Genomic DNA, 24,693 nt, shown 5'->3' on the forward strand with positions numbered 1-24,693 from the left:
CGTGATCAGTGCTGATGTCTCACAACCCCGACTTTGAAACAGCCCTGGCGGTGAGGGTCGCCTGGACGTACGATTCCGTCTGCAACAGGCCGGGGACCAGCTGGGGCTGATATGTCCGGACCAAGGATGCAAGCGGCTCCACGTCGACGAGCTCCCCGATGAAGTGCGGGTACGCATCGTTCTGCATCTTGCGCCAGAGCGATGCGAGCAGTCCGCCCCCGTTGAGCAGTTCATCCGCCTTCTGCGAGAACTCCAGGCTCGGATAACGTTCCCCGCGCTCGATGGCCCCCGCGAGCTGGGGTGATATCTGGGTATGCCCGGCCACGGTTCTCTGCGAGGTCTCCGACAAACTGCGCAGCCGAGCCAACTCGGTGCCGAACTGCCGCAATGTCTGATTCTCCGCAGCGGGAACCTTCTTGGCCATGGCCATAGGAAACCACGGGAGCGCCGACCCGACCACAGGTTCTGCGATTCCCTTTCGCTGTTCTCCACTTGAACTGTGTCTATGGCCCCGGAGATCTCTGTGGCGTCATATTCGGCTCATGGAGATACCGACGACGCACACAGCCGGAATCAGCCAGCGGGAACACCAGCGCGGTTCCGTGGAAGCCCGACCCAACTCGGAGGACGCGGAACACGTCCGTGCCCTCACCCGCAAGGAAGCCGCACGTGACCTCATCGTCTGCCTCAAGACCCGGGGCATGCGCTTCGAGCTCGACGTTCCGCGCCTCCTGATCACCGCGAAACTCGACCACGCCACTCAAGCTGTGGTGCTCCGTGGTGTGGCGGCCGACGCACGCTGGTGCATGGTCTGGGAGGCCGAGGCCCCCGGCGAGGCCCCCGGCCCGAGGATCGAACCCGTGCTCCCGATCGGCCAGGAATGGGAACTCTCCCGACGCCTCCTCGCCATCCTCGAACTCGGCCGGCTCAAGCTCTGAAGAGGGACGAACACCATGACCGATGTCCTGATCCGCGACGTCTCCGACCACGCCCTCTGCGTGCTCGCCGTCGCCGCCTCCAGCCGGGGCCTGTCCCGCTCCGAGTTCCTGCGCCGCGTCCTCGAGAACACCGCGCGCACCGCAGGGGCGACCGTCACGGTGGCCGACCTCGAAGCCTTCTCCGAAGCCTTCGCCGACCTGGAGGAGCCCGAAGTGATGAAGCGGGCGTGGGAATGGCCTGGCTGATCGACAAGTCCGCGTTCGTACGCCTGGCTTCCAGCCCGGACGCCGGGGCATGGGCCGCGCGCATCGAACGCGGGCTCGTTCGGGTGTCCACGACCACGCTGTTGCAGCTCGGGGCCTCCGCGAGATCGGGGTACCAACTCCGGTCGTTCCTCGAACGCCCTCCTCTGTCGGTCATGCCGGTCGAGAACCAGACCCCGGTGAGCGAGAGCCGTGCTTTGGAGGTCCTGGCGACCTTGGCCGACAGGGGGCACCACCGGTCTCCGAGCGTCCCTGACCTCCTCATGGCTGCCGTAGCTGAAGTGGCCGGCTTGACCGTGCTCCACCTGGGTCAGGGTCCGGACAAGGATTTCGAGCTGATCGCCGAGGTCACCGGCCAACCCGTGGAACGGTTGCGCATCGCCTGAAGAGGAAACGGCGCCGGGGGAGGTCGGGCCCCGGGCGTCAGAGGGGGCCCGGACAGAACGAAGGGCGCCCCCACTCCCGCCGAGAGTGGAGGCGCCCCGTGTGTGCGTATCGAGGCCTTCCCCAGCCTCGAAGCGAACACGTGTACGAACATATCAGTTCCCGGCCTGGTCAGGAACCACCCGGGCCACCTGATCCGCGCCGTGCCGAACGGGCCGGCCGTCCACCCGAGGCAGGACCGGCCCCCGGCGTCCGGGCCGGACCGGCCGGGCGCCAGACACCGCCAGACACCCGCCCTCGGACACGACGAAGGGCGGGGCGGTCCACCGGACCACCCCGCCCCAGGCGGAGAGTGTGCGCCGCGAGGGCGCTCCACAGCCTCTCAGAACTCTCAGAACGCGGCCTCGGGCACGTCCATGAGGTCGTTGGTGACGCCCTCGGCGATCTGGCGCTCGGCGGCGATGCGCGGCAGGAACTGCTCGGTGAAGAAACGCGCGGCGGCGATCTTGCCGGTGTAGAAGTCCTTGTCCGCCCCCTCGGCGCCGTCGATGCTGTTGAGGGCCACCTCTGCCTGGCGCAGCAGCAGCCAGGACAGCACCACGTCACCGAAGGCCATGAGCAGGCGGGTCGCGTTCTGGCCCACCTTGTACAGCTCGCGCTGGTCCTCGGCGGCGCCCATCGTGTGGCCGACCATGAGCTCGACGATCTTCTCGACGTGCTCGATGCCCTCCAGGAGCTGCTTGCGCTCCTCCTTCAACTGGCCGTTGCCGGCCTCGGAGTTCGCGAACTCCTTGATCTCGCCGGCGAGCTGGCCGATGGCCGCGCCGCCGTTCTTGACGATCTTGCGGAAGAAGAAGTCCTGCGCCTGGATCGCGGTCGTGCCCTCGTACAGGGTGTCGATCTTGGCGTCGCGGATGTACTGCTCGATCGGGTACTCCTGCAGGAACCCGGAGCCGCCCAGGGTCTGCAGGGACTCGGAGAGCAGGTCGTAGGAACGCTCCGAGCCCACGCCCTTGACGATCGGCAGGAGGAGGTCGTTCATCGCCTCCTTGGCGGAGACGTCCTCACCCGCGGCCTCACCGATCTGGATCTCGTCCTGCTGGACGGCGGTGTAGAGCACCAGGGCGCGCATGGCCTCGACGTAGGACTTCTGTGTCATGAGGCTGCGGCGCACGTCGGGGTGGCGGGTGATGGCGACCTTCGGGTCCTTCTTGGAACCGGCGAGGTCGTTGCCCTGCTTGCGCTCCTTGGCGTACTCGAGCGCGTTGAGGTAACCGGTCGAGAGCGTAGCGATGGCCTTCGTGCCGACCATCATGCGGGCGTACTCGATGACCAGGAACATCTGGCGGATGCCGTCGTGCTTGTCACCGACCAGGTAACCCACGGCGGGGTGGTCCTCGCCGAAGGTCAGCTCACACGTGGTGGAGGCCTTCAGGCCCATCTTGTGCTCGACGTTGGTGACGTAGGCGCCGTTGCGCTCGCCGAGGGAACCGTCCTCGTTCACCAGGAACTTCGGCACCAGGTACAGCGACAGACCCTTGGTGCCGGGGCCGGCACCCTCGGGGCGCGCGAGCACCAGGTGGAAGATGTTCTCGGTCATGTCCTGCTCGGCCGAGGTGATGAAGCGCTTGACACCATCGATGTGCCAGGTGCCGTCACCCTGGTCGGTGGCCTTCGTGCGGCCCGCGCCGACGTCGGAGCCCGCGTCCGGCTCGGTCAGCACCATGGTGGCGCCCCAGCCGCGCTCGATGGCGAGCTTGGCGAACTCCTTCTGCTTCTCGTTGCCCTCGGCGTGGAGGATGCTCGCGAAGCCCGGACCGGCCGAGTACATGTGGATGGAGGGGTTCGAGCCGAGGATCAGCTCGGCGGCCGACCAGACCAGCGAGCGGGGGGCGCCGAGCCCGTCGAGCTCCGTGGGGAGGTCGAGGTTGTACCAGCCGGCGTCCATGTAGGCCTGGTAGGACTTCTTGATGCTCTCGGGCATCTGGACCGTCTTGGTCTTGGGGTCGAAGACCGGGGGGTTGCGGTCGCCGTCCTCGAAGGACTCGGCGAGCACGCCGGTCGCGAGGCGGTTGACCTCGTCGAGGATGGTACGGGCGGTCTCCTCGTCGAGGTCCTCGAAGGGGCCCTGGCCCAGCACGTCCTGGCGGCGGAACACCTCGAAGAGGTTGAACTCGATGTCCCGCAGGTTGCTCTTGTAATGCGTCATGGACAGCTCCGCTGTGTCCCTGGCCGCGGTGTCTGTACACGCGGATCTACCGACTAGTAACAAGTCAATGTTACTGCCGAGTAGCGCAGAACGCCAGTAGGGGTACGGGACTCTGTCCCACGCGACAGGGTCGTTCGGCGAACGTGCAGCTCAGGGCGGGATACAGCTGCGGGGATCTTGCTACTGGAGCCGGGTTCAGCGCCGAAGTGGGCTCTGGTAGCAAGATCCCCGGGGGAGGTGAGCAGGGTCAGCAGGCGCCGCGGCCCTCGGTCGTGTCGCATAGGCCCAGATCGTCGGTCCAGGTCAGGAAATCGCGCGCGTCACCGCCGAACGGGCGGGTCACCGTGACGTCCGTGCCGTGGCCGGAGTCCTCGCCCAGGAAGACCCGTACCTCCTGGGTGCTGTCGCCGGAGTCGTCGCGCAGCACGTAGAACGGGTGCGGGAGCGGCGAGCGGCCCGCGTCCGGCGCTGTCCACCAGTCCGCGCCCTGCACGTCGGCGACGTCCACGAACAGGCAGTCGTGGGTTCCGCCCTCGAACTCGCAAGTGCGCGGCTGGGCGCCGCCATAGCGGTCCACGTCGGGGTCGGCGGTGATGCCGCCGTTGATCGCGCGCCAGTAGGCGTCGTCGCAGTCGCCGTCGGAGCAGGCGTTCCAGTCGCTCCAGGAGCTCGCCCGGGCCGCGGGCGCGTCGGAGCCGCCGTTGAGGGCGTCGCAGTACTCGTCGACGATGTAGGGCACGGCCACGCCCGACACCCATTCGCTGTCGATGGCCTCACCCGCGGTGTTGTCGCTGCCGAACCCGGCCGAGTCCATCTGCCACAGGCCCACGCCCGGGCTGAAGAACAGACCGTCGCGGCCGGCGGGGTCGTACAGGCCCTCCTGGTTGTCGAAGCGGGACAGCGTCATGGGGGAGGGCGTGGCCATCTCGCCGGTGACGATCTCCGGCCAGATCGGGGCCACGGACAGGGCGGTGGCTTCCTCGGCGGAGACGCTGCACGAGGCCGACCCGGCGGCTTCCGCGGCAGCGTCCTCGACGGCGGACAGGGCCTCGGCGCCGAAGGTCAGGGGGCCTGGCGGGATCTCTGCGTTCTCGAGGGAGGCCTCCGCGGCCAGGCGGTCCTCGGTGGCGCGGTCGGAGGGGGCGGTCGTGGTCGGGGCGTCGGGCGGGCCATCGGCGGACGTGTTGGTTGCGTGCGCGGACTGGGGGAGGGTGGCGGCCAGGGCGGCCGCGGCCAGCACGGCGGTCACGCGCCGCAGCGGGCCGGGGGTGGATCCGGACATGGGGGTACTGCCTCTCCTACGAAACCGAGCGGGGATCTCGGGACAGGAACTTTCACCCGAGAGGACGAAACTGGAGGAAAGCTACAATTGCGGGCAAGCCCGGACAAGAGTGGTCGCGGGGCGGTAGCAAAGGTCTGTCGTGGAAGGCAGGACCCCGTTCGGGGCGGGCCCGGGGTCGCGTCGGAGAGGGACGTCGTCCACGAGGCCGGGGCCCGGTGGCGACGTCGCCACCGGGCCCCGGCGAATGAACTGCGGGATCAGAGCATCAGATGACTTCCAGCGGGGTCGGGCGGTCCGGTGCCGGGAATCGTTCGTCCAACGTCGCAAGGTCCTGCTCGGTGAGCGTGATGCCGAGCGCCCCGCGGTTCAGTTCCACGTGCTCGGGGCGGCTCGCCTTCGGGATCGCGCACAGGCCCTCACCCGCGAGCACCCACGCGATCGCGACCTGGGCAGGCGTGGCGTCGTGTCGTTCGGCGACCTCCGCCAGCACCGGGTCCTTCAGCAGACGGCCCTGCTCGATGGGGGAGTAGGCCATCACCGGAACGCCCTGCTCCCGGCACCACGGGATCAGGTCGTACTCCGGGCCGCGCCGGGTCAGATTGAACAGGATCTGGTTCGCGGCACAGTCGCGTGCACCGTCGACACCCCAGAGCTCCTTCATGTCGTCGGTGTCGAGGTTGCTCACCCCGAAGTCTCGGATCTTGCCGGCGTCGCGCAGCTCGATCAGCGCCGAGACCGTCTCCTGCAGCGGCACCCCGCCCCGCCAGTGCAGCAGGAACAGGTCGAGGTGGTCGGTGCGCGTGCGGCGCAGACTGCGTTCGCACGCCTCGACCGTGCCGCTGTACGAGGAGTTGCTCGGCAGGACCTTGCTCACCAGGAACACCTCGTCCCGGCGGCCCTGGATCGCCTCGCCCACGACCACCTCGGAGTCGGCGTACATCTCCGCGGTGTCGATCAGCCCCAGGCCCAGGTCCAGCCCGTGCCGCAGCGCCGCGACCTCCGAGTCGCGCTTGGAGTCGTCCTCGCCCATGCCCCACGTTCCCTGCCCCAGCACCGGCAACTCGGCGCCCGACGGCAGACGCAGACCTCTCATGACACAGCCTCCTATTGCGGTGTTCGTGACCTCTAGAGTGTGCTGTCGCCACTGGCGCCCCACACGAAACAAGAGGGAGGGGCGGTGGGCGGACAGGCGCGCGGGCACGCGCGCGGATCGGGCGCCTCCCCGACGCTCCTATCCTCGAACAGGACGAACGACGACGCGGAGGGGCGTGGACGCGATGCTGGAGCTGCTGCCGGGGCTCACCCGGATCTACGAGGAGTGGGCGGAGAAGTACCCCGACGTGCAGCCCCTCACCATCCAGTTCCCCGCCCGCGAGAGCGACGGCGAGGGCGAGGACAGGGGCGGGCTCGACGGGGTGCTCGCGTACCCGCTGGAGGGGCACTGGCTGCTGGTGACGTTCGGCCTCACCGAGCTGGGGGAGAAGACGAGCGAGGAGCCGCGGGTGTCGGGCTCCGGGTTCGAATTCTCCTGCCGGATCCCGCGCGGGCCGGAGGAGACGGCGGTTCCCGCGTGGATCCTGCGCGTGCTGCACGCCGTCGCCGACAACTTCCTCGCCGGGACCGACCTCGACGTGGGGCACTGGATCCTGACGCCGTCCCCGCTGGGCGGTGAGCCCGCGAACGGGGACATGACCTCGCTCGTGATCGTGCCGGACGTCGACATCGCCCACATCACCACGCCGAACGGGATCGTGCTGTTCTTCCAGCTCGTCGGGTTGATGTCCGGCGAGGGGCAGGACGTGCAGGAGGCAGGGACGTCGTCGCCGCTGGTCGCGGTGTTGCGCGACCGCGACCCGAAGCTGGTCTCGGACCCCGCGCGCGAGGCCGTGCGGTTGTAGGCGCCCGATGCGACGACACTGAGGCGCACGGGACGGGTTCGCCGGGTGGTGGGCCGGGTGTAGCCCTGCATATCCCCGGACGTCACCGAGCACCTCCACCATGAGCGGGCATGATCGCCCTCTCCCCGCCCAGGCAACGCTCGGCAGCGCCCCCGCCGCGGGTCGGGGGCGGACACCGGCCCGAGATCGACGGGCTCCGCGCCGTCGCCGTCCTGCTGGTCGCCGGCTACCACATCTGGTTCGGCCGGGTCTCCGGCGGCGTCGACGTCTTCCTCCTGCTCACCGGGTTCCTCATCACCGGGTCGCTGGTGCGGGCGTGCGAGCGCGGAGGGGGCCCGGGGATCCGGTACGGCGCCTTCCTCAGCCGGTTGGCCGTCCGCCTCGTACCGACCGCGGTCCTGGTCATCGCCGTCACCCTCGTCGGCGCGCGCCTCCTGCTCCCCGAGACCGCGTGGCAGGACGCCTCCGGACAGGCGGTCGCCTCCGCGCTGTACCACCTGAACTGGCAGCTCGCCCTCGACTCCGCCGACTACCTGGCACGTGACGAGTCGACCAGCGCGTTCCAGCACTTCTGGTCGCTGTCGATCCAGGGGCAGTTCTACCTCTTGTGGCCGCTGGTGATCGGCGCGGCCGTGTGGTGGGCGACCCGGAGCCGTTCGGGTGCGCGGGGCGGGCCCGCGGCGACCGACCGCGAACCCGGGATCCGCCGGACGGTCGCCCTCGCCCTCGCCGGCGTGTTCGCGCTCTCCCTCGCCTACTCCGTGTACATCACGCGCGCCGACCAGCCCTGGGCCTACTTCGACACCGGCGCCCGGCTCTGGGAGTTCGCGCTCGGCGGCCTGCTCGCACTCGCACTCCCGTGGCTGAACCCGCCGCGTGCCCTGCGCCTGCTGCTGGGGTGGGGCGGGCTCGTGGCGCTGGTGCTCTGCGGGGTCCTGCTCCAGGTGTCCACCGCCTTCCCCGGGTACGCGGCGCTGTGGCCCACGCTCGCGGCGGTCGCGGTCGTGGTCGCCGGCACCACCGGATCGCCGTGGGGTGCCGACCGCATTCTGACTCTGCGTGCCATGCGTTACCTGGGGTCCGTCTCCTACGCCCTGTACCTGTGGCACTGGCCGGTGCTGGCCTTCTACCTGGCCGCGACCGAACGCACCCTGGCGAGCCCGCTCGGCGGCGCTGCGGTCCTGGCCCTGTCGGTGGCGCTGGCGGCGGCGACCACACCCCTCTCCGACCGGATCGCCGACTTCGGAAAGCGCGGCCGAACGGTGCGCGGGCCCGCCCTGGCGCTGGCCTGCGTGCTCCCGCTCCTGCTCACCGCCGGCACGTGGACGGCGCGCATGGACGCCGAACAGCGCCACCTGGAGGAACAGGTCGCCGACACCGAGCGCTACCCCGGCGCGCTCGCCCTCGCCGACGGCCGCAGCGACCACGGCGAGTACCCCGACCCCGTCCACCCCGACCCCGCGAACGCCGCCGACGACCTCCCGGTGACCTACGACGACGACTGCAACCAGGACACCGCCGGGACCGACGTCATCGTGTGCGAGTACGGCGCCGACGACCCCGAACGCACGATCGCGCTGGTCGGAGGGTCGCACGCCGCGCACTGGTTCCCCGCGCTGGAGGAGATCGCCGAGGACCGCGGGTGGCGCGTGCTCAACATCGTCAAGGGCGCGTGCCTGTTCACCGACGCCCCGCAGACCTACAAGGGCGACCCCTACACCGCGTGCGCCGAGTGGAACGACGGGGTGATGGCCGAACTCGCCGAGCTGCGCCCCGACGCCGTCTTCACCACCGGCACCACCACCAGCCACGACACCTCCGCCGGTTACGGGGAGGAGCAGGTCGTGGACGGGTACCCGGAACGCTGGCGGGAGCTGGGCGAGCTCGGCATCGAGGTCGTCGCCGTGCGCGACACCCCGCGGCCCGGGTTCGACGTGCCCGAGTGTCTGGCCGGGTCCGAGTCCGGCACCGGCACCGGGCCTGGCACTGGACCCGACGAGTGCACCTCGGAACCGGCGGACTCCATGGCCGACACCTCGCCGCTGGAAGGGGTCGACCTGCCCGAACACGTGAGCACCCTCGACCTCACCGACCAGTTCTGCGAACCGGGGGTGTGCCGTCCGATCGTCGGCAACGTGCTCGTGCACTGGGACGACGGCCACGTCACCGCCGCGTACATGCGCACCCTCGTCCCCGTCCTGGAAGAGCGCCTCCTCGCTGCCACCGGGTGGTGACGAGCGCCGCGCCCGCGGGTGTGTTCCGGTGCCCGACGCGTGAGCGGCCCCCCGTTCCACGAGCGCCTACGGTGAACTTTCGGCACGCACGTCCCATCGGACCCTGTGGAGTGTCCCCCGACCCTGGAGAGCCCGGATGTACGACCCGAACCCCGCACACGGCCCCCAGTACCCCTCGGACGGGGCGCCGCCGGGGTCCAGCAACCCCGGTCTCGCCCTGGGTGTGGCTATCGCGACCCTGATCTGCTGCAATCTCATCAGCGGGGTCCTCGGCACGATCTTCGCCGCGGTGGCCCTGGGCCAGGACAACCCCTACGAGAAGGACCGGTTCACCAAGTACGCCTGGATCGGCATCTGGGCCGGCATGGCTGTGGTGTTGATCCCCCTCCTGCTCCTGCTGCTCTGGATCTCCTTCGTCTGACCCGGAACCCGGTCACGCGCTACCGGTCCGAACAACGGAACCGGCCCGGACACACGAAAGGGCCGGGCGCGATGTTGCGCCCGGCCCTCGTCACGGGCGGTGTCAGGTTGTGAGCTCGGGTTCGGCCGCCGCACGGCGGGGGGCCNACGTCGACGACGATCCCGTCGCCCTCGGCAAGCTCACCCGACAACAGCTCCTTGGCGAGCGGGTCGCCGATGGAGGACTGCACCAGGCGCCGCAGCGGCCGCGCGCCGTAGTTCGGGTCGTAACCCGTCAGCGCCAGCCACTCGCGGGCACCGTCGGTGACCTCCAGGGACAGGCGCCGGTCGGCCAGGCGCCGGCCGAGCTTGTCGATCTGCAGGTCCACGATGCTCGTGAGGTCCTCGGTCGAGAGCGCCTCGAACATGATCACGTCGTCGAGCCGGTTGAGGAACTCGGGCTTGAACGTCGCCCGCACCACGTCCAGGACCCGGTCGCGCCGCACCGACTCCTCCAGGGACTGGTCCACCAGGAACTGCGACCCCAGGTTCGACGTCAGGATCAGGATCGTGTTCCGGAAGTCCACGTGGCGGCCCTGCCCATCGGTCAGCCGCCCGTCGTCGAGCACCTGCAGCAGGGTGTCGAAGACCTCCAGGTGCGCCTTCTCCACCTCGTCGAGCAGCACCACGGTGTACGGGCGGCGACGCACGGCCTCGGTCAGCTGGCCGCCCTCCTCGTACCCCACGTAACCGGGAGGGGCGCCGACCAGGCGCGAGACCGAGTGCTTCTCGGAGTACTCGCTCATGTCGATGCGCACGATCGCGCGCTCGTCGTCGAACAGGAACTCCGCCAGCGCCTTGGCCAGCTCGGTCTTGCCCACACCGGTCGGGCCCAGGAACAGGAACGACCCGGTCGGCCGGTCGGGGTCGGAGATCCCCGCCCGCGCACGGCGCACCGCGTCGGACACCGCGGTGACGGCGGCGCGCTGGCCGATCAGGCGCTGCCCGAGCTCGTCCTCCATGCGCAGCAGCTTGGAGGTCTCGCCCTCCATGAGCCGCCCGACGGGGATCCCGGTCCAGGACGAGACGACGTCGGCGACCTCGTCCGCGCCGACCTCCTCCTTGACCATGGTGTCGCCGTCGCGTTCGGTGGCCTCCTCCTCGGCGCGGCTGGCCTCCTCGACCTGCTGCTCGAGTTCGGGGATCTCCCCGTACATCAGGCGGGAGGCCTCACCAAAATTGCCCTCGCGTTCGGCCAGCTCGGCGCGGGTGCGCAGGTCGTCCAGGCGCCCTTTGAGGTCACCGACCCGGTTCAGGCCCTCCTTCTCCTGCTCCCACCTGGCCACGAGCCCGTTGAGGCGTTCCTGCTTGTCGGCGAGCTCACCGCGCAGCCGTTCCAGGCGCTGCACGCTGGCCGGGTCGGACTCCTTGTCGAGCGCCATCTCCTCCATCTTCAGGCGGTCGACGATACGCCGGAGCTCGTCGATCTCCACGGGGCTGGAGTCGATCTCCATACGCAGGCGCGACGCCGCCTCGTCGATGAGGTCGATGGCCTTGTCCGGAAGGAACCGGGCGGTGATGTAGCGGTCCGACAGGGTTGCCGCGGCCACGAGGGCGGAGTCGGCGATCTGGACCTTGTGGTGGGCCTCGTAGCGCCCCTTGAGCCCGCGCAGGATCGCGATGGTGTCGGCGGCCGAGGGCTCGCCCACCATGACCTGCTGGAAACGGCGTTCCAGGGCCGCGTCCTTCTCGATCTTCTCCCGGTACTCGTTCAGGGTGGTCGCGCCGACCATGCGCAGCTCACCGCGGGCGAGCATCGGCTTGAGCATGTTGCCCGCGTCCATGGCGCCCTCGGCCCCGCCGGCGCCGACCATGGTGTGCAGTTCGTCGATGAAGGTGATGACCTGGCCCTCGGAGTCCTTGATCTCCTGCAGGACGGCCTTGAGGCGTTCCTCGAACTCACCGCGGTACTTGGCGCCCGCGACCATCGCCGACAGGTCCAGGCTCACCAGGCGCTTGCCGAGCAGGGACTGCGGGACGTCGCCGGCGACGATGCGCTGGGCCAGGCCCTCGACGACGGCGGTCTTGCCGACACCGGGTTCGCCGATGAGCACCGGGTTGTTCTTCGTGCGGCGGCTGAGCACCTGCACCACGCGGCGGATCTCCCCGTCGCGTCCGATGACCGGGTCGACCTTGCCCTCGCGGGCGCGCTCGGTCAGATCCACCCCGAACTTCTCCAGCGACTGGTAGGTGTCCTCGGGGTTCTCCGAGGTCACCCGGCCTTTGCCGCGGACCTGTTCGAAGGCCTCCAGGAGTGTGTCGGGGGTCGCCCCGGTCTCCTTGAGCAGGCGGGAGGCCTCACCGCCGTCGGCGGCCAGCCCCACCAGCAGGTGTTCGGTGGAGACGTACTCGTCCTCCATCTGCTGGGCGCGCTGGGCGGCGGTGTTGATGACGATGGTCAGCTGCCGTGAGGCGCTGGGGGAACCGACCGTGGAACCCTGTGCCTTGGGCAGTTCGGCCACGGCGGCGTCGGTGCGGTCCTTGAGCCGGTCGGGGTCGGCCCCGACCTCCTTCAGCAGCGGGCGCGTGATCCCCTCGGCCTGGTCCAGCAGCGCGGCCAGCAGGTGCACAGGTTCCGTCTGCGGGTTGCCGTCGGTGGTCGCGCGCCGAATCGCCACCGACAGAGCCTCCTGGCTCTTCTGGGTGAGCTTGTAGTTCATGCGCAGTGACTCCTTTCGCAAATAAAGTCACTCGGAGTGATTGATCGCGGTCGACCACGCCGCATGACACCCGTGCCGGAGCCCCTTCGGGCCGGGCCCTGGAGGTGGTGTCAGCCCCGGTCGTCCTCCGGGCGGCCCCTCCCCGGGCCGTCCGTCCCCTCGCCACGGCCCGGGCCGTCACCGGGCTGCTCGGCCGTGTTGAAGATGGTCACGCGTGTGCGGCGCACCAGTTCCCCCCGCGAGGTCCCCGGCTCGTGTCCTGCGGGGCGCCCCCTACGGGACACCGCGCGGCGCGCCGCCTCCAGTTCGTTCGCGAGGTGGAAGAGCTCCTCCCGCAGGTCCTGCACCTCGTGCTCGAGTTCCAGGATCCGCTTGATCCCCGCCAGGTTGATGCCCTCCTCCTGCGACAGACGTGCCACCTCACGCAGCATCTGCACGTCGCGCATGGAGTAGCGACGGCCCCGGCCGGACGCACGGCCGGGCGAGACGATCCCCAGTCGGTCGTACTGCCGCAGAGTCTGCGGGTGCATACCGGCCAGCTCGGCCGCCACCGAGATCACATAGACCGGTGCGTCAGCACCGAAGGAATCGTTCACGTCGTTCACGCACCCTTCGCTCGCGCTTCGAGCCCGTCACGCGGGTCGTAGTCGGAGGTCGCTGCGCGGAACTTCTCCAGAGCCTCGCGCGCGTCGCCGTTGAGCGTCTGCGGCACCTTGACCTCGAACGTGACGATCATGTCGCCGGGGGTGCCGTCCTTGCGCGTGGCGCCCTTGCCGCGGACCCGCAGCTTGCGCCCGTTCTGCGTGCCCGGCGGAACCTTCACGGTCACCGGGAAGCCGCCGAGGGTGGGCACCCGGACGTCCGCGCCGAGCGCGGCCTCGGGAACGGTCACGGGGACGGTGAGGGTGACGTTGTCGCCGTGGCGGCCGAACACCGCGTGCTCCTTCACATGAACGACGACGTACAGGTCACCGGCCGGGCCGCCGTTCTCACCCGGGGCGCCCTTGCCCTTGAGCCGGATCTTCTGCCCGTCGTGCACGCCTCCGGGGATCCGGGTCTGAATCGTGCGAGTACTCTTGCCGCGACCGCTCCCGCTGCAGGTGGGGCAGGGGTCGTCGACGACCAGGCCCCGGCCGCGGCACTCGTCGCACGGCTCGGAGAGGGAGAAGCCCCCCAGGTTCTGGTTCGCGTGACCGGTGCCCGAACACTTCGGGCACATACGGGGGGCGGTGCCGGCCTTGGCACCGGTGCCCTTGCAGGTCGCACACGCCGCATCGCTCGACAGTTGGAAGGAACGCGTCGCGCCTTCGGCTGCCTCGCGGAAACTCAGTGATGTCTCGGTCTCGACGTCGGAGCCCCGCCGGCTGCGGGTGGCGCCGCCGCTGCGGGTCCGGTTGCCGAACAGGCCCCCGAACAGGTCGCTGAGGCGCTCGCCACCGCCTCCGCCGCGGGTGGTTCCGCCCGGAGTGCCGAACAGGTCGCTCATGTCGAACCCGCCCGGACCGGTGTTGCCGCCCCCGGGGCTGTAACCGCCGCTGCCGAAGAGTGAACGCGCCTCGTCGTACTCCTTGCGGCGCTTCTCGTCCGACAGGACGTTGTAGGCCTCGGAGATCTCCTTGAACCGCTCGGCGGCCTGCGGGTCGTCGGTGTTGGCGTCGGGGTGGTTCTCCCTGGCCAGCTTGCGGTAGGACTGCTTGATCTCGTCCTTCGAGGCGGTCTTTGAGACTCCGAGGACCTTGTAGTAGTCCTTCTCCAGGTAGTCCTTGGTGCTCATCGACTAAAGCCTTCTCCCGCTGCTGCCGGTTGCGTCCGATGCTTCCACGTCGCCCCGTCCGCTCCTCGGCCGGGGTCGGCCTCTGGCCGGGACACGCGGTGGTGCCCCGGCCGGAGGCCTTCTGGGGCCGGTGGGGGGCCGGCGGGTGATGCCCTGCGGGTGCACCCGGCCGGCCCTCGGGCCGGACCTCTACTTGTCGTCGTCGGCCTTGCCGTCACCGGAACCGGTGGACTGGCCGTCCTCCGGTCCCGCGGTCCCGGCCGACTCGCCCTCGGTGTCCTCGCCGTCCTGGGGGTCACCCACGACGACACGGGCCGGGCGCAGGACCTTCTCCCCGATGCGGTACCCCGGCTGGAACACCTCGATGACCGTCTGGACCGAGATGTTGGGGACCGGCACCAGCGTGAGCGCCTCGTGCACGTTCGGGTCGAACTCATCGCCCTGCTCGGCGTACCGCTCCAGCCCCAGCTTGGCCGCGGTGGCCTCGAGGGCCTCCCCGACCGCCTTGAAGCCGCCGTTGAGCTCGTCGTGCTCGCGGGCGCGGCCGACGTCGTCCAGGATCGGCAGGAGCTCCTCGACCACCTTCGCGGTGGCCGCCTCACGGACCGCCACTCGGTCGCGCTCGACGCGCTTGCGGTAGTTGGCGTACTCCGCCTGGACCCTCTTGATGTCGTTGGTGAGCTCGATGACCCGCTCGTCGGCGTTGATCGCCTCCGAGACGAGGTCCTCGGGGGTGTCCGGGATCTCGGGCGCCTCCTCGGCGTCGTCCTCGACGACGGTCTCCTCGTCGGCTCCGGCCTCGGCCTCCTCGGGCGGCTGGTCCTCGGGGGCCTGCTCACCGGCCTCGGGTTCGCGGGCCTCCCCGGTCTCCGGGTCGATCCTCCGGTGGTCCCGGATCACCGGCCCCTCGGTCTCCTCCTCACCGTTGTCGCCGGTGCCGGAGTTGCTGTTGTCGGACTGCGCCATCTGAGATCTGCCCTCCCTTCGTCGGCTCGATCCCGGATCAGGACTGGTTGCCCTTGCCGTTGTCATCGTCGACGATCTCGGCGTCGACGACGTCGGCGTCCTCGCTGGAGGCGTCCTGGGCGCCGGCGGCCTGCTCGCCACCGGCCTCACCGCCCTGCTCGCCCTGGCTGTAGATGGCCGAGCCGATCTTCTGGCTGGCCATGGCGACCTTCTCGCTGGCCTGGCGGATCGCCTCGGTGTCGGTGCCCTCGAGAGCGGTCTTCAGCTCGGCGATGGCGGACTCGGTCTCGGAACGGACGTCCGCGGGGACCTTGTCCTCGTTCTCGGAGATGACCTTCTCGGTCTGGTGGACGAGGGACTCGGCGTTGTTGCGGACCTCGGCCTCCTCGCGGCGCTTGCGGTCCTCCTCCGCGTACTCCTCGGCCTCGCTGACCATCTTGTCGATGTCCTCCTTGGACATCGCCGAACCGCCGGAGATGGTGACCGACTGCTCCTTGCCGGTGCCGAGGTCCTTCGCGGTGACGCTCACGATGCCGTTGGCGTCGATGTCGAAGGTGACCTCGATCTGCGGGACGCCGCGCGGCGCCGGGGGCAGGCCGGTCAGGTCGAAGACGCCCAGCTTCTTGTTGTACTGGGCGATCTCGCGCTCACCCTGGAAGACCTGGATCTGCACGGAGGGCTGGTTGTCCTCGGCGGTGCTGAAGATCTCGGACCGCTTGGTGGGGATGGTGGTGTTGCGCTCGATGAGCTTGGTGAACACACCGCCCTTGGTCTCGATGCCCAGGGAGAGCGGGGTGACGTCCAGCAGGAGGACGTCCTTGACCTCGCCCTTGAGGACACCGGCCTGCAGGGCCGCACCGATGGCGACGACCTCGTCGGGGTTGACGCCCTTGTTGGGCTCCTTGCCGGTCATCTCCTTGACCAGGTCGGCGACGGCCGGCATGCGGGTGGAGCCACCCACCATGACGACGTGCTGGATGTCGCTGAGCTGGATGCCGGCGTCCTTGATGACCTGCTGGAACGGGGCCTTGGTCCGGTCGACCAGGTCGGAGGTCAAGCGCTGGAACTCGGCGCGCGTGAGCTTCTCGTCCAGGTGCAGCGGGCCCTCGGCGGAGGCCGTGATGTAGGGCAGGTTGATCTGCGACTCGCTGGAGCTGGAGAGCTCGATCTTGGTCTTCTCCGCGGCCTCGCGCAGACGCTGCAGAGCCATCTTGTCCTTGGACAGGTCGACGCCCTGGGCGTTCTTGAAGCGCTCGACCAGCCAGTCGACGATCGCCTGGTCCCAGTCGTCACCACCGAGGAGGTTGTCGCCGTTGGTCGCCTTGACCTCGACGACGCCGTCGCCGACCTCGAGGAGGGAGACGTCGAAGGTACCGCCACCGAGGTCGTAGACCAGGATGGTGGCTTCGTCCTCCTTCTCGAGGTGGTAGGCGAGCGCGGCCGAGGTCGGCTCGTTGATGATGCGCAGGACGTTCAGGCCCGCGATCGTGCCGGCCTCCTTGGTGGCCTGGCGCTGGGCGTCGCTGAAGTAGGCGGGGACGGTGATGACCGCGTCGGTGACCTCTTCGCCCAGGTAGGACTCGGCGTCGCGCTTTAGCTTCTGCAGCACGAAGGCGCTGATCTGCTGCGGGTTGAAGTCCTTGTCGTCGATCTTGACGGACCAGTCGGTGCCGATGTGGCGCTTCACCGAGCGGATGGTCCGGTCGACGTTGGTGACGGCCTGGCGCTTGGCCACCTCACCCACGAGCACCTCGCCGTTCTTGGCGAAGGCCACGACGGACGGGGTGGTGCGCGAGCCCTCGGCGTTGGTGATGACCGTCGGCTCGCCGCCCTCCAGGACCGCGACACACGAGTTCGTCGTACCGAGGTCGATTCCGACCGCACGTGCCATGGTTGGTTCCTCCGTGAAAGTTGAGTCCTTCGGACGAAAGTTTGCTTCGTCGAGTGAGGGTTGTCAAGTCACTTGAGTCGAACCGACTCAATGCACTTCCCGTGGTCTGACAACGGGCGACCAGGCCCGATTGTTCCCGAATCGTGCAGAGGTTCGGCGTGGGGTGGCCGAACCCCGGGGACAACCCGGGAGCAACCTTGACCCCGGTGTCGGGGTCGGCTCGGGGTGGAGTCCGGGATCCCCGTGGTTCCCGGGCTGTCGGGGTCGGCGTGCGCATGCGCATCGAGGTCGCGGGGCGTGCGCGGGTTCGCGTGCGGGAGGGGGAGGGGAGTGTCACGGGGGCGCTTCGGTGGGGCCCGCGTGATTCCGTGGCGCGGAACCTGACTAGCGTTGACAAAAAGCGAGTGTGATTCGGTTACCGCGGCCGTGTCGTGCGGAGAGTCGCGTGGCGGAGGATCCGTTGACGCCCCTGCTATTACTCGCTAGTAACATGTACCCCGGCCTCCGGTGTGTGGCGCACCGGATGACGACAGCAGGATGGGAGGCCACGGACGATGCAGCCTTTGTACTTGACATTGGGCATCATCACCTCGGTCTTCGCCGTGGTCGCGCTCGCCGTGTTCGCTCTGGCCGTTCGCCAGATCGTGCGCACCGTGAGCATCGGCCGTCCGGTGGAGCCGGAGCGCAAGGGCCCGTTCGGCCAACGGCTGACGACCACGCTCATCGAGACCATCGGTCACACGCGGATGCTCAAGCGCCCGTGGGTGGGCGTCGCGCACTGGTTCGTCATGGTCTCGTTCCCGCTCCTCGTCCTGACTGTGGTCGAGGCGCAGGGCGAGGTCTTCGACCCGCACTTCTCTCTGCCGCTCATCTACGACTGGACGATCTACGGTCTGGCGATCGAGATCATCGCCGGCTTCAGCCTCGTCGGGATCCTCGGCCTGACCGCCTACCGGATCATCAACAGTCCTGCACGGCGCGGCCGCGAGTCGCGGTTCATGCACTCCAAGCACTGGACCGCCTACTACGTCGAGGCCTACATCATCGGCCTCCTCGTCTCGATCTTCCTGATCCGCGGCTTCAAGGCCGCCTCCGAGACCTTCCCCTTCCCGGTCTGGGCGACCCCGCTCTCCCACGCCTTCGGCGCCGCGCTGCCCGGAGAGATGTCGGTCGCCGAGCCCGGGATCGCGCTGGTGGCGGCCTTCAAGCTGATCATCAGCTACATGTTCTTCGTCGTGCTGGCCATGAAGCTCACCATGGGCGTGGGCTGGCACCGGTTCCTCGCGCCGGTCAACATCTACTTCAAGCGCAACCAGGACGGCAGCCCGGCCCACGGCGGCGCCAAGCAGATGATGGACGCCTCCGGCAAGAAGCCCCTCGACTTCGAGGAGGCCGACCCGGACGAGGACCCGTTCGGTGCCGGCAAGATCGAGGACTTCACCTGGAAGGGCCTGCTCGACTTCAGCAGCTGCACCGAGTGCGGTCGCTGCCAGGACCAGTGCCCCGCATGGAACACCGGGAAGCCGCTCTCGCCCAAGAAGGTCATCCTCGATCTGCAGCAGCACGCCTACGAGAAGGCGCCCTACATGCTCCAGGGCATGACCGAGGAGACCCTCTCCGAGCAACCCGACGAGAGCCACGCCGGGGTCGACGTCCTCTCGCTCCTGGGCAAGCCGCTCGTCGGCACCGAGGAGGAGGGTGGCGTCATCCACCCCGACGAGCTGTGGGCCTGCACCAACTGCGGTGCGTGCGTCGAGCAGTGCCCGGTCGACATCGAGCACATCGACCACATCCTCGACATGCGCCGATACCAGGTCATGGTCGAGTCCAACTTCCCGTCCGAGGCCAACACGCTCCTGAAGAACCTGGAGAACAAGGCCAACCCGTGGGGGATGGCCGAGGACCGGCGCATGGACTGGATCCAGGAGCTGGCCGAGCAGGAGAACCCGGTCGAGGTCACGGTCGTCGACGAGAAGATGCCCGAGGACACCGAGTACCTGTTCTGGGTCGGGTGTGCCGGCGCGCTCGAGGACCGCGCGAAGAAGACCACCAAGGCCATCGCCGAACTCCTCGACATCGCGGGCGTGAAGTTCGCGGTCATGGGCGGCATGGAGGCGTGCACCGGTGACCCGGCCCGCCGCCTCGGCATGGAGTACGTCTTCCAGATGCTCGCGCAGCAGAACGTGGAGACGCTCAACGAGGCCGGTGTCACGAAGATCGTGGCCAGCTGCCCGCACTGCTTCAACACGCTCGCGAACGAGTACCCGGACCTCGGCGGTACCTACGAGGTCATCCACCACAGCCAGCTCCTCGCCAAGCTCGTGGACGAGGGCAAGCTGACCCCGGTGGACTCGGTGGAGGAGAACATCACCTACCACGACCCGTGCTTCCTGGGCCGGCACAACAAGGTGTACACGCCCCCGCGCGACATCATGGCGAAGGTCCCCGGCGTCAAGACGCAGGAGATGCACCGCCACAAGGAGCGCGGCTTCTGCTGCGGTGCCGGCGGCGCCCGCATGTGGATGGAGGAGCGGATCGGCAAGCGCATCAACACCGAGCGTGTGGACGAGGCGCTGACGACCAACCCGGACACCGTCTCCACCGCCTGCCCGTTCTGCCAGGTGATGCTCGGCGACGCGATCAACGAGAAGAAGTCCGCGGGCGAGGCCGCGGAGTCCCTCGAGGTCGTGGACGTGTCCCAGCTGCTGCTGCGCTCGGTCAAGGGTGAGGACCCGGCCGAGGGCGGCGACGCGAAGGAGACCGCCGAGGCCTGACGCGCGCTCGCCCGGCCGCCCGCACGGCCGCGTGGGCCACAGGCACCCGCGCGAGGGGCCGGGCACCGATTTCCCGTCGGTGCCCGGCCCCTCCGTCGTGTCCGGGGACTGCTCGGTCCGGCGCCGTCCGCCCGGTGGACGGGAGCCTCCCCCGGTTGTTGTTCCGATTCGCGTCGCTGGGAGGGTTCTGTGGAACGTCGAACGCCGGGCGCCGCCGTGCACGTCGACGACGACCGGGAACGGGTGCCGGCCGAGTACGACGAACAGGCGCGTGCCGGCCTGCGCCAGGCCGTCGCCCACGCCGATGAACGGGGAGAGCTCGCACCCGGCCTGGAACCCGAGCAGGCCGTGGAGCTCGTCCTCGTCCTCCTCGACGGGATCCGGCTGCGAGTCGCCCCGCAGACACCCGGCACCCCTGACCAGGACGCCCGGTCCGCCGTGGACGCGGCGTTCGCCGCCGTGACCGGTCGCCCCGCACCGAGGCGCGGGTGACCCGACAGGCGGTGATGACATCTGTCATGGGAAGCACCAGGTGAAAACCACGGCGGGTCGGTGACAGCGGTGCCTACCGCCGCGGCGGGCGCTCGGCGAAGCTTGGTGGCATGACGACGACGAACCCCGTTCCGGACACCCAGGACCCCCGGGCCACCGCCCTCGAACCGGCGGTCAGCGTGCGCGACCTGCACCAGAAGTACGGCGACTTCGAGGCCGTCAAGGGCGTCTCCTTCGAGATCCGCCCCGGTGAGCTCTTCGGCCTCCTCGGTACGAACGGCGCAGGTAAGACCACCACCATCGAGACCCTCGAAGGGTTCCGTCGGCCCAGCTCGGGCACGGTTCGGGTCTTCGGGCAGGACCCCTACGGAAACCCGGCCGGTGTGCGCGAGCGGGTCAACGCCGTCCTGCAGGGCAGCGGCCTCATGGAGGACCTCACGGTCCAGGAGACCGTCGCCCTCGCCCGCGACATGGCCTCCACGCCCCGCACCGCCGGGGAGACCCTGGAACTGGTCGGGCTCACCGAGAAGACCCGAACCCACGTCCGCCAGCTCTCCGGTGGCCAGAAGCGCCGCCTCGACCTCGGTCTCGCGCTGCTGACCCGCCCCGAGGTGATCTACCTCGACGAGCCCACCACCGGCATGGACGCCGAGGGCCGCATCGACACCTGGCGCATCATCCAGCGGCTCAAGGACGAGGGCACAGCGATCCTGCTCACCACCCACTACCTCGAGGAGGCCGAGCGCCTGGCCGACCGGCTCGCGATCATGCACCGTGGCCGCGTCGGGGTCGAGGGGTCGCTTCAGGACGTCCTGTCCGGGTGGGGCGACCGGGTCGGGTTCACCCTGGCCGCCGACGTGCCCACCTCCGACCTGCCCCGGCTCGACGGTGCCGAGCTCGAGGTCGAGAACGGCGGCGGGCAGCTGCGCGCCACTTACACCGTCAGGGGCGGGCATGTCGACGAGCGTGCCCACCACGCCGTCTCGGCCCTCCTGGCCTGGGCCGAGGAGCACGGAACGCTCCTGCGCAACCTCCAGGTGCGCGGCGCCTCCCTGGAGGACGTCTTCCTCCAGGTCGCCGACGGCGCCGCCGACCTCATCAGCGACTGAGCGCCCGCCGCCAGCACCGCCCCACCGCATCCACAGGAGCCACCATGTCCACCACCAGCGCACCCGCGGCGCCGACCCGACCGCAGCCCCGTCCCAGGGTGAGCCCCGTCAAGCAGACCCTGCGGCTCACACGCACCGAGATCACCCTCTTCGCGCGGTACAAGACCGCGTGGATCTACGCGCTACTCCCGCTGTTCTTCCTGTTCACAGCGATGCAGCTGCCCCCGGACCCCGTCGTGGGCGGTTTCGGCCTGGGCGAGATGACGATGTTCGGGATGATCGGCGTCATCAGCCTCATCTTCGGTGTCGGCCACGCCTCGAACGTCTTCACCGCCCGGCGCGAGTCCCTGGTCCTCAAGCGGCTGCGGGTCAGCGGGGTACCGCCGCTGGCGATCTTCGGCGGCGTCATCGGGGTCGTCTTCGTGTTCTCCCTGCTGCTGACCGTGTTCATCGCGGGCCTGATCCTGGCCATGCCCGAAGGCGCGCTCCCGCGCGACCCGGTCATGCTCTTCACCTCGGTCCTGCTCGGCAGCATCGTCTTCTCGTTGCTGGGACTGGCCGTCACCCCGCTCGTGCGCAACGCCGAGATGGCGCAGATGGCCTCGATGGTGCCGATGATGATCCTGCTGTTCTCCAGCGGCGGCATCATGCCCCTGGAGTTCCTGCCCGAGACCGCCCGCACCGTCGTGGGCCTGCTCCCGTCGATGCCCGCCGGCGAGCTCGTCCAGGCCGCCTACACCGGGTACGACGTCTTCGGCGGGTTCGCCGGCGCCGAGGAGGTCGGAACCCTGGGCCTGTGGACCGCCGCCCTGCCGTCCCTGGCCGTCCTCGGGGGTTGGATCGCCGTGCTGGGGCTCGTCGTGGCACGCTGCTTCCGGTGGGATCCCCGGCAGGGGTGACTCCGGCGGCACAACGGGAACGGGGGCACGGGTGGCACGGGACCGACGCGACCTCACCGGGGTCGTGACCGAACGCCGCAAGGACCGCAAACTCCGCTTCGTGCGGGTCGTCATCGTGGTCTCCTCGAGCGTGCTGGTCCTGCCGCTGGTCATGTCGGCCGTCACGGACCTGCTGCTGGGCCCGGACGAACGCCGCGGCCTCGCCCTGGTGTACCTGGCGGCCGCCCTGATGGCCTCGTTCCTGCTGCTGTGGATGCTCTTCGGTCGGGTTCGGCTCGGTCAGCCGCGCCCGGTCTCCCCGTGGGCGTACTGGGGCGCGTCGGCCCTGGCGGCCGCGGTGGCGCTCGGGGCGTTGACCCCGATCTTCGGGATGCTGCTTCTGGGCGGTTGGGTCGGCGTCACCGTCTTCCTCGGCCCCCGGTCGTGGGGATGGTGGCTGCTCGCCGGTTCCCTCGCCCTGTCCGCGGTGCTGACCGTTCAGGCCCTCGAACTGGACGTACCCGTGGTGGGCGTCGTGGTCCTGTGGATCGTGCTCGTGCTGTGGTCGCTGTTCATGGCAGGTGCGGTACTCATCTACGTGCGGTTGTGGGACGTCACCAACGAGGCCCTGCTCGAACAGCGTGCCCGCGCCCGGCTGGCGGTCTCGGAGGAACGGCTGCGGTTCTCCCGGGACATGCACGACCTGCTCGGGCACAGCCTGTCCGCGCTCGTGGTCAAGTCCGAGCTGGCCGAACGGGTCCTGGAACGCGATCCCGCTCGTGCTGCCCAGGAGATGACAGAGGTCCAGGGGCTCTCCCGCCGATCGTTGTCGCAGGTGCGGTCGGCCGTGCGGGGATACCGGGAGATCGACCTGGAGGAGGAGGTCGAGGCGGTGCGCACGGCCCTGGCCGCCAACGGCATCCGCACCGAGGTCTCCGGTGTTGCGGGGAACGGGCTGCCGACCGGGACAGCCGCCACCGCCGCCTGGGTGGTGCGCGAGGGCGGGACCAATGTGCTGCGCCACAGCCACGCCACCGAGTGCCGCATCACGTTCACCCGCGCCGAAGGGGACACGGCCGACGCGCTCGTCGTGGAGGTGGCCAACGACCGGGCGAGCGGACACGCACGCAACGGTGGCAGCGGGCTCACGGGGCTCGCCGAGCGCCTCGCCGGAGCCGGTGGCCGGTTGACCGCGGAGCCCACACCGGAGGGCGGGTTCCTGCTGCGGGCGGCCGTGCCCTGGGCGGTCGAGGGCCCCGACCGCCCGTCCGGACACGAGGAGGCACGGCTGTGAGGCGCTCGCGGCGGACGGACACGATGGACCCCCGCCTGCGCACCATCAGGGGCCTGACCCTGTGGACGATCGTCGTCCTGCAGTGCATGATCGTCCTCGTCGCGGTCTCGGAGCTCTTCGCCTCCGCCACCGGTGCACCCGGGCGTGCCATCGTGGCGTGTCTGCTGGTCCTGCCCGTGGCCGTGGCGGTTTGGCCGTTGTCCCTGCAGAGGACGGAAGGACGCCGGGACCCTTCCCCGTGGTGGTACTGGGGCGCCCTCGCCTGCCTGGTCGCGATGGCGCTGCTGACACCCTCGCCGGCCCTGCCGCTGTCGATGGCGGCGCTCTGGGGCGGTACGTGTGCGTTCGTGGCTCCGATGCGGCAGAGCGTCCCGGCCGTCGCCGTGCTGCTCGTGCTGCCCTGGGTCACGCTGATCACCACCCCCGAGCCGATCCACCCCGCGGTCTTCGCGGTGATGTGGGCGGGCGCGGTGCTCTTCGGCGGTGTCGCCCTGGCCGGGTGGCTGATGGTTCTGTGGCTGTGGGAGATCGTGCAGGACGCCGTGTACGGCGAGGACGCCCGCTCGCGGCTCGCGGTCACCGAGGAACGCCTGCGGTTCTCCCGCGACATGCACGACCTGCTCGGGCACAGTCTCTCCGCACTGGCCACCAAGTCCGAGCTCGCCTCCCGTCTGGCCGAACGCGCCCCGGAACGCGCGGCCGTCGAGATCTCAGAGGTGCGTGCCCTGGCCCGGGAGTCGTTGTCCCAGGTGCGGTCGGCCGTGCGCGGATACCGGGAGGTCGACCTGGCCGAGGAGGTGGAGAACGTGCGCGGTGTGCTCGCGGCCGACGGGGTCCGAGTGCGGATCGAGGGGCTGGACCGGATCGAACCCTCGCTCGATGCGGCGGCGCTCGCGGCGTGGGTGGTGCGCGAGGCCGGGACCAACGTGCTGCGCCACAGCGACGCCACCGAGTGCCGCATCACGTTCACGCGGGCGCGGGACAGCTCCGTCGGCCCGGATGTGGTGGTCGTGGAGGTGGCCAACGACCGCGCCCGCGCCGATCCGGGGGAGGGGACGGGCAGCGGTCTGGCCGGGCTGCGGGAACGGGTCTCCCTGGGTGGAGGGACCCTGTCGGCCTCCTCCACCCGGGACGGGGGTTTCCTGCTGCGGGCGGTCGTGCCCGGCTGACGTGGAGAACGTGGCCCC

The 24,693-nt window shown here is 69.7% G+C and carries 21 protein-coding genes; 12 read left to right on the forward strand and 9 right to left on the reverse strand.

Features of this window, described 5'->3' with window-relative positions:
- Positions 1 to 19: 19 nt before the first annotated feature.
- Positions 20 to 424 (reverse strand): Scr1 family TA system antitoxin-like transcriptional regulator, encoded by a 405-nt coding sequence (locus tag D474_RS27930; RefSeq protein ID WP_239647015.1) that lies wholly within the window; start codon positions 422 to 424, stop codon positions 20 to 22.
- Between the two features lie 118 nt (positions 425 to 542).
- On the opposite strand from D474_RS27930, the gene D474_RS0107555 reads away from it, so the two are divergent.
- From D474_RS0107555 to D474_RS0107565, 3 genes are read left to right on the forward strand one after another with little or no spacing between them, the layout of a single operon-like run.
- Entirely contained in the window at positions 543 to 938 is a 396-nt protein-coding gene (locus tag D474_RS0107555; protein WP_017612978.1) for a hypothetical protein, read from the forward strand.
- A 15-nt stretch (positions 939 to 953) separates the two neighbouring features.
- Positions 954 to 1,184, forward strand: a complete 231-nt coding sequence (vapB, locus tag D474_RS0107560; RefSeq protein ID WP_017612979.1) for a type II toxin-antitoxin system VapB family antitoxin — start codon at positions 954 to 956, stop codon at positions 1,182 to 1,184.
- On the forward strand, positions 1,172 to 1,588 hold the full coding sequence (locus tag D474_RS0107565) for a PIN domain nuclease (RefSeq protein WP_017612980.1): 417 nt from the start codon (positions 1,172 to 1,174) through the stop codon (positions 1,586 to 1,588). The genes vapB and D474_RS0107565 overlap by 13 nt, the downstream gene beginning before the upstream one ends.
- 389 nt (positions 1,589 to 1,977) lie before the next feature.
- Here D474_RS0107565 and D474_RS0107570 read toward each other — a convergent pair whose 3' ends face one another.
- The 3 genes from D474_RS0107570 to D474_RS0107580 all read right to left on the reverse strand — a co-directional run bounded on the left by D474_RS0107570 (position 1,978) and on the right by D474_RS0107580 (position 6,170).
- Positions 1,978 to 3,795: an acyl-CoA dehydrogenase gene (locus tag D474_RS0107570; RefSeq protein ID WP_017612981.1), complete on the reverse strand. Its 1,818-nt coding sequence runs from the start codon at positions 3,793 to 3,795 to the stop codon at positions 1,978 to 1,980.
- A gap of 247 nt (positions 3,796 to 4,042) precedes the next feature.
- Complete coding sequence (locus tag D474_RS0107575; RefSeq protein ID WP_017612982.1) at positions 4,043 to 5,077, reverse strand: hypothetical protein; 1,035 nt, start codon at positions 5,075 to 5,077, stop codon at positions 4,043 to 4,045.
- A gap of 265 nt (positions 5,078 to 5,342) precedes the next feature.
- Positions 5,343 to 6,170 (reverse strand): aldo/keto reductase, encoded by an 828-nt coding sequence (locus D474_RS0107580; protein ID WP_017612983.1) that lies wholly within the window; start codon positions 6,168 to 6,170, stop codon positions 5,343 to 5,345.
- Between the two features lie 184 nt (positions 6,171 to 6,354).
- Here D474_RS0107580 and D474_RS0107585 point away from each other — a divergent pair, with 184 nt between their 5' ends.
- The 3 genes from D474_RS0107585 (at position 6,355) to D474_RS27935 (ending at position 9,630) form a co-directional block, all read left to right on the forward strand.
- Complete coding sequence (locus tag D474_RS0107585; RefSeq protein WP_026118260.1) at positions 6,355 to 6,975, forward strand: suppressor of fused domain protein; 621 nt, start codon at positions 6,355 to 6,357, stop codon at positions 6,973 to 6,975.
- A gap of 110 nt (positions 6,976 to 7,085) precedes the next feature.
- Complete coding sequence (locus tag D474_RS0107590; RefSeq protein ID WP_017612985.1) at positions 7,086 to 9,209, forward strand: acyltransferase family protein; 2,124 nt, start codon at positions 7,086 to 7,088, stop codon at positions 9,207 to 9,209.
- Between the two features lie 136 nt (positions 9,210 to 9,345).
- A complete protein-coding gene (locus D474_RS27935) occupies positions 9,346 to 9,630 on the forward strand; it encodes a hypothetical protein (RefSeq protein ID WP_017612986.1) in 285 nt (94 codons plus the stop codon).
- Between the two features lie 19 nt (positions 9,631 to 9,649).
- Here D474_RS27935 and clpB read toward each other — a convergent pair whose 3' ends face one another.
- From clpB to dnaK, 5 genes are all read right to left on the reverse strand, one after another.
- Positions 9,650 to 12,328 (reverse strand): ATP-dependent chaperone ClpB, encoded by a 2,679-nt coding sequence (gene clpB / locus D474_RS0107600; protein ID WP_017612987.1) that lies wholly within the window; start codon positions 12,326 to 12,328, stop codon positions 9,650 to 9,652.
- A gap of 110 nt (positions 12,329 to 12,438) precedes the next feature.
- On the reverse strand, positions 12,439 to 12,933 hold the full coding sequence (locus tag D474_RS0107605) for a heat shock protein transcriptional repressor HspR (RefSeq protein ID WP_017612988.1): 495 nt from the start codon (positions 12,931 to 12,933) through the stop codon (positions 12,439 to 12,441).
- A complete protein-coding gene (gene dnaJ / locus D474_RS0107610) occupies positions 12,930 to 14,102 on the reverse strand; it encodes a molecular chaperone DnaJ (RefSeq protein ID WP_017612989.1) in 1,173 nt (390 codons plus the stop codon). The genes D474_RS0107605 and dnaJ overlap by 4 nt, the downstream gene beginning before the upstream one ends.
- A 189-nt stretch (positions 14,103 to 14,291) precedes the next feature.
- Positions 14,292 to 15,068: a nucleotide exchange factor GrpE gene (gene grpE, locus D474_RS0107615; protein WP_017612990.1), complete on the reverse strand. Its 777-nt coding sequence runs from the start codon at positions 15,066 to 15,068 to the stop codon at positions 14,292 to 14,294.
- A gap of 37 nt (positions 15,069 to 15,105) precedes the next feature.
- Positions 15,106 to 16,959: a molecular chaperone DnaK gene (gene dnaK / locus D474_RS0107620; RefSeq protein WP_017612991.1), complete on the reverse strand. Its 1,854-nt coding sequence runs from the start codon at positions 16,957 to 16,959 to the stop codon at positions 15,106 to 15,108.
- Positions 16,960 to 17,513: 554 nt separating this feature from the next.
- On the opposite strand from dnaK, the gene D474_RS0107625 reads away from it, so the two are divergent.
- From D474_RS0107625 to D474_RS0107650, 6 genes are all read left to right on the forward strand, one after another.
- On the forward strand, positions 17,514 to 19,733 hold the full coding sequence (locus D474_RS0107625; protein WP_026118261.1) for a (Fe-S)-binding protein: 2,220 nt from the start codon (positions 17,514 to 17,516) through the stop codon (positions 19,731 to 19,733).
- Between the two features lie 189 nt (positions 19,734 to 19,922).
- Positions 19,923 to 20,225, forward strand: coding sequence for a TetR family transcriptional regulator C-terminal domain-containing protein (locus tag D474_RS27940; protein WP_161628664.1), 303 nt, complete (start codon positions 19,923 to 19,925; stop codon positions 20,223 to 20,225).
- A gap of 110 nt (positions 20,226 to 20,335) precedes the next feature.
- Positions 20,336 to 21,334: an ABC transporter ATP-binding protein gene (locus D474_RS0107635; protein WP_017612994.1), complete on the forward strand. Its 999-nt coding sequence runs from the start codon at positions 20,336 to 20,338 to the stop codon at positions 21,332 to 21,334.
- Positions 21,335 to 21,378: 44 nt separating this feature from the next.
- Entirely contained in the window at positions 21,379 to 22,233 is an 855-nt protein-coding gene (locus D474_RS0107640; protein WP_017612995.1) for an ABC transporter permease, read from the forward strand.
- A 31-nt stretch (positions 22,234 to 22,264) separates the two neighbouring features.
- On the forward strand, positions 22,265 to 23,506 hold the full coding sequence (locus D474_RS0107645) for a sensor histidine kinase (RefSeq protein WP_017612996.1): 1,242 nt from the start codon (positions 22,265 to 22,267) through the stop codon (positions 23,504 to 23,506).
- A complete protein-coding gene (locus tag D474_RS0107650; protein WP_017612997.1) occupies positions 23,503 to 24,675 on the forward strand; it encodes a sensor histidine kinase in 1,173 nt (390 codons plus the stop codon). Before D474_RS0107645 ends, D474_RS0107650 begins: the two co-directional genes overlap by 4 nt.
- Positions 24,676 to 24,693 lie beyond the last annotated feature (18 nt).

The organism is Nocardiopsis salina YIM 90010, assembly GCF_000341025.1.
In the GTDB taxonomy this organism is placed as follows: Bacteria; Actinomycetota; Actinomycetes; order Streptosporangiales; family Streptosporangiaceae; genus Nocardiopsis; species Nocardiopsis salina.

Excerpts from the sequence above, each read along its gene's own strand:
- D474_RS27930 (WP_239647015.1), bottom strand. The coding sequence starts at position 424 with ATGGCCAAGAAGGTTCCCGCTGCGGAGAATCAGACATTGCGGCAGTTC.
- D474_RS0107555 (WP_017612978.1), top strand. The coding sequence starts at position 543 with ATGGAGATACCGACGACGCACACAGCCGGAATCAGCCAGCGGGAACAC.
- vapB (WP_017612979.1), top strand. The coding sequence starts at position 954 with ATGACCGATGTCCTGATCCGCGACGTCTCCGACCACGCCCTCTGCGTG.
- D474_RS0107565 (WP_017612980.1), top strand. The coding sequence starts at position 1,172 with ATGGCCTGGCTGATCGACAAGTCCGCGTTCGTACGCCTGGCTTCCAGC.
- D474_RS0107570 (WP_017612981.1), bottom strand. The coding sequence starts at position 3,795 with ATGACGCATTACAAGAGCAACCTGCGGGACATCGAGTTCAACCTCTTC.
- D474_RS0107575 (WP_017612982.1), bottom strand. The coding sequence starts at position 5,077 with ATGTCCGGATCCACCCCCGGCCCGCTGCGGCGCGTGACCGCCGTGCTG.
- D474_RS0107580 (WP_017612983.1), bottom strand. The coding sequence starts at position 6,170 with ATGAGAGGTCTGCGTCTGCCGTCGGGCGCCGAGTTGCCGGTGCTGGGG.
- D474_RS0107585 (WP_026118260.1), top strand. The coding sequence starts at position 6,355 with ATGCTGGAGCTGCTGCCGGGGCTCACCCGGATCTACGAGGAGTGGGCG.
- D474_RS0107590 (WP_017612985.1), top strand. The coding sequence starts at position 7,086 with ATGATCGCCCTCTCCCCGCCCAGGCAACGCTCGGCAGCGCCCCCGCCG.
- D474_RS27935 (WP_017612986.1), top strand. The coding sequence starts at position 9,346 with ATGTACGACCCGAACCCCGCACACGGCCCCCAGTACCCCTCGGACGGG.
- dnaJ (WP_017612989.1), bottom strand. The coding sequence starts at position 14,102 with ATGAGCACCAAGGACTACCTGGAGAAGGACTACTACAAGGTCCTCGGA.
- grpE (WP_017612990.1), bottom strand. The coding sequence starts at position 15,068 with ATGGCGCAGTCCGACAACAGCAACTCCGGCACCGGCGACAACGGTGAG.
- dnaK (WP_017612991.1), bottom strand. The coding sequence starts at position 16,959 with ATGGCACGTGCGGTCGGAATCGACCTCGGTACGACGAACTCGTGTGTC.
- D474_RS0107625 (WP_026118261.1), top strand. The coding sequence starts at position 17,514 with ATGCAGCCTTTGTACTTGACATTGGGCATCATCACCTCGGTCTTCGCC.
- D474_RS0107635 (WP_017612994.1), top strand. The coding sequence starts at position 20,336 with ATGACGACGACGAACCCCGTTCCGGACACCCAGGACCCCCGGGCCACC.
- D474_RS0107640 (WP_017612995.1), top strand. The coding sequence starts at position 21,379 with ATGTCCACCACCAGCGCACCCGCGGCGCCGACCCGACCGCAGCCCCGT.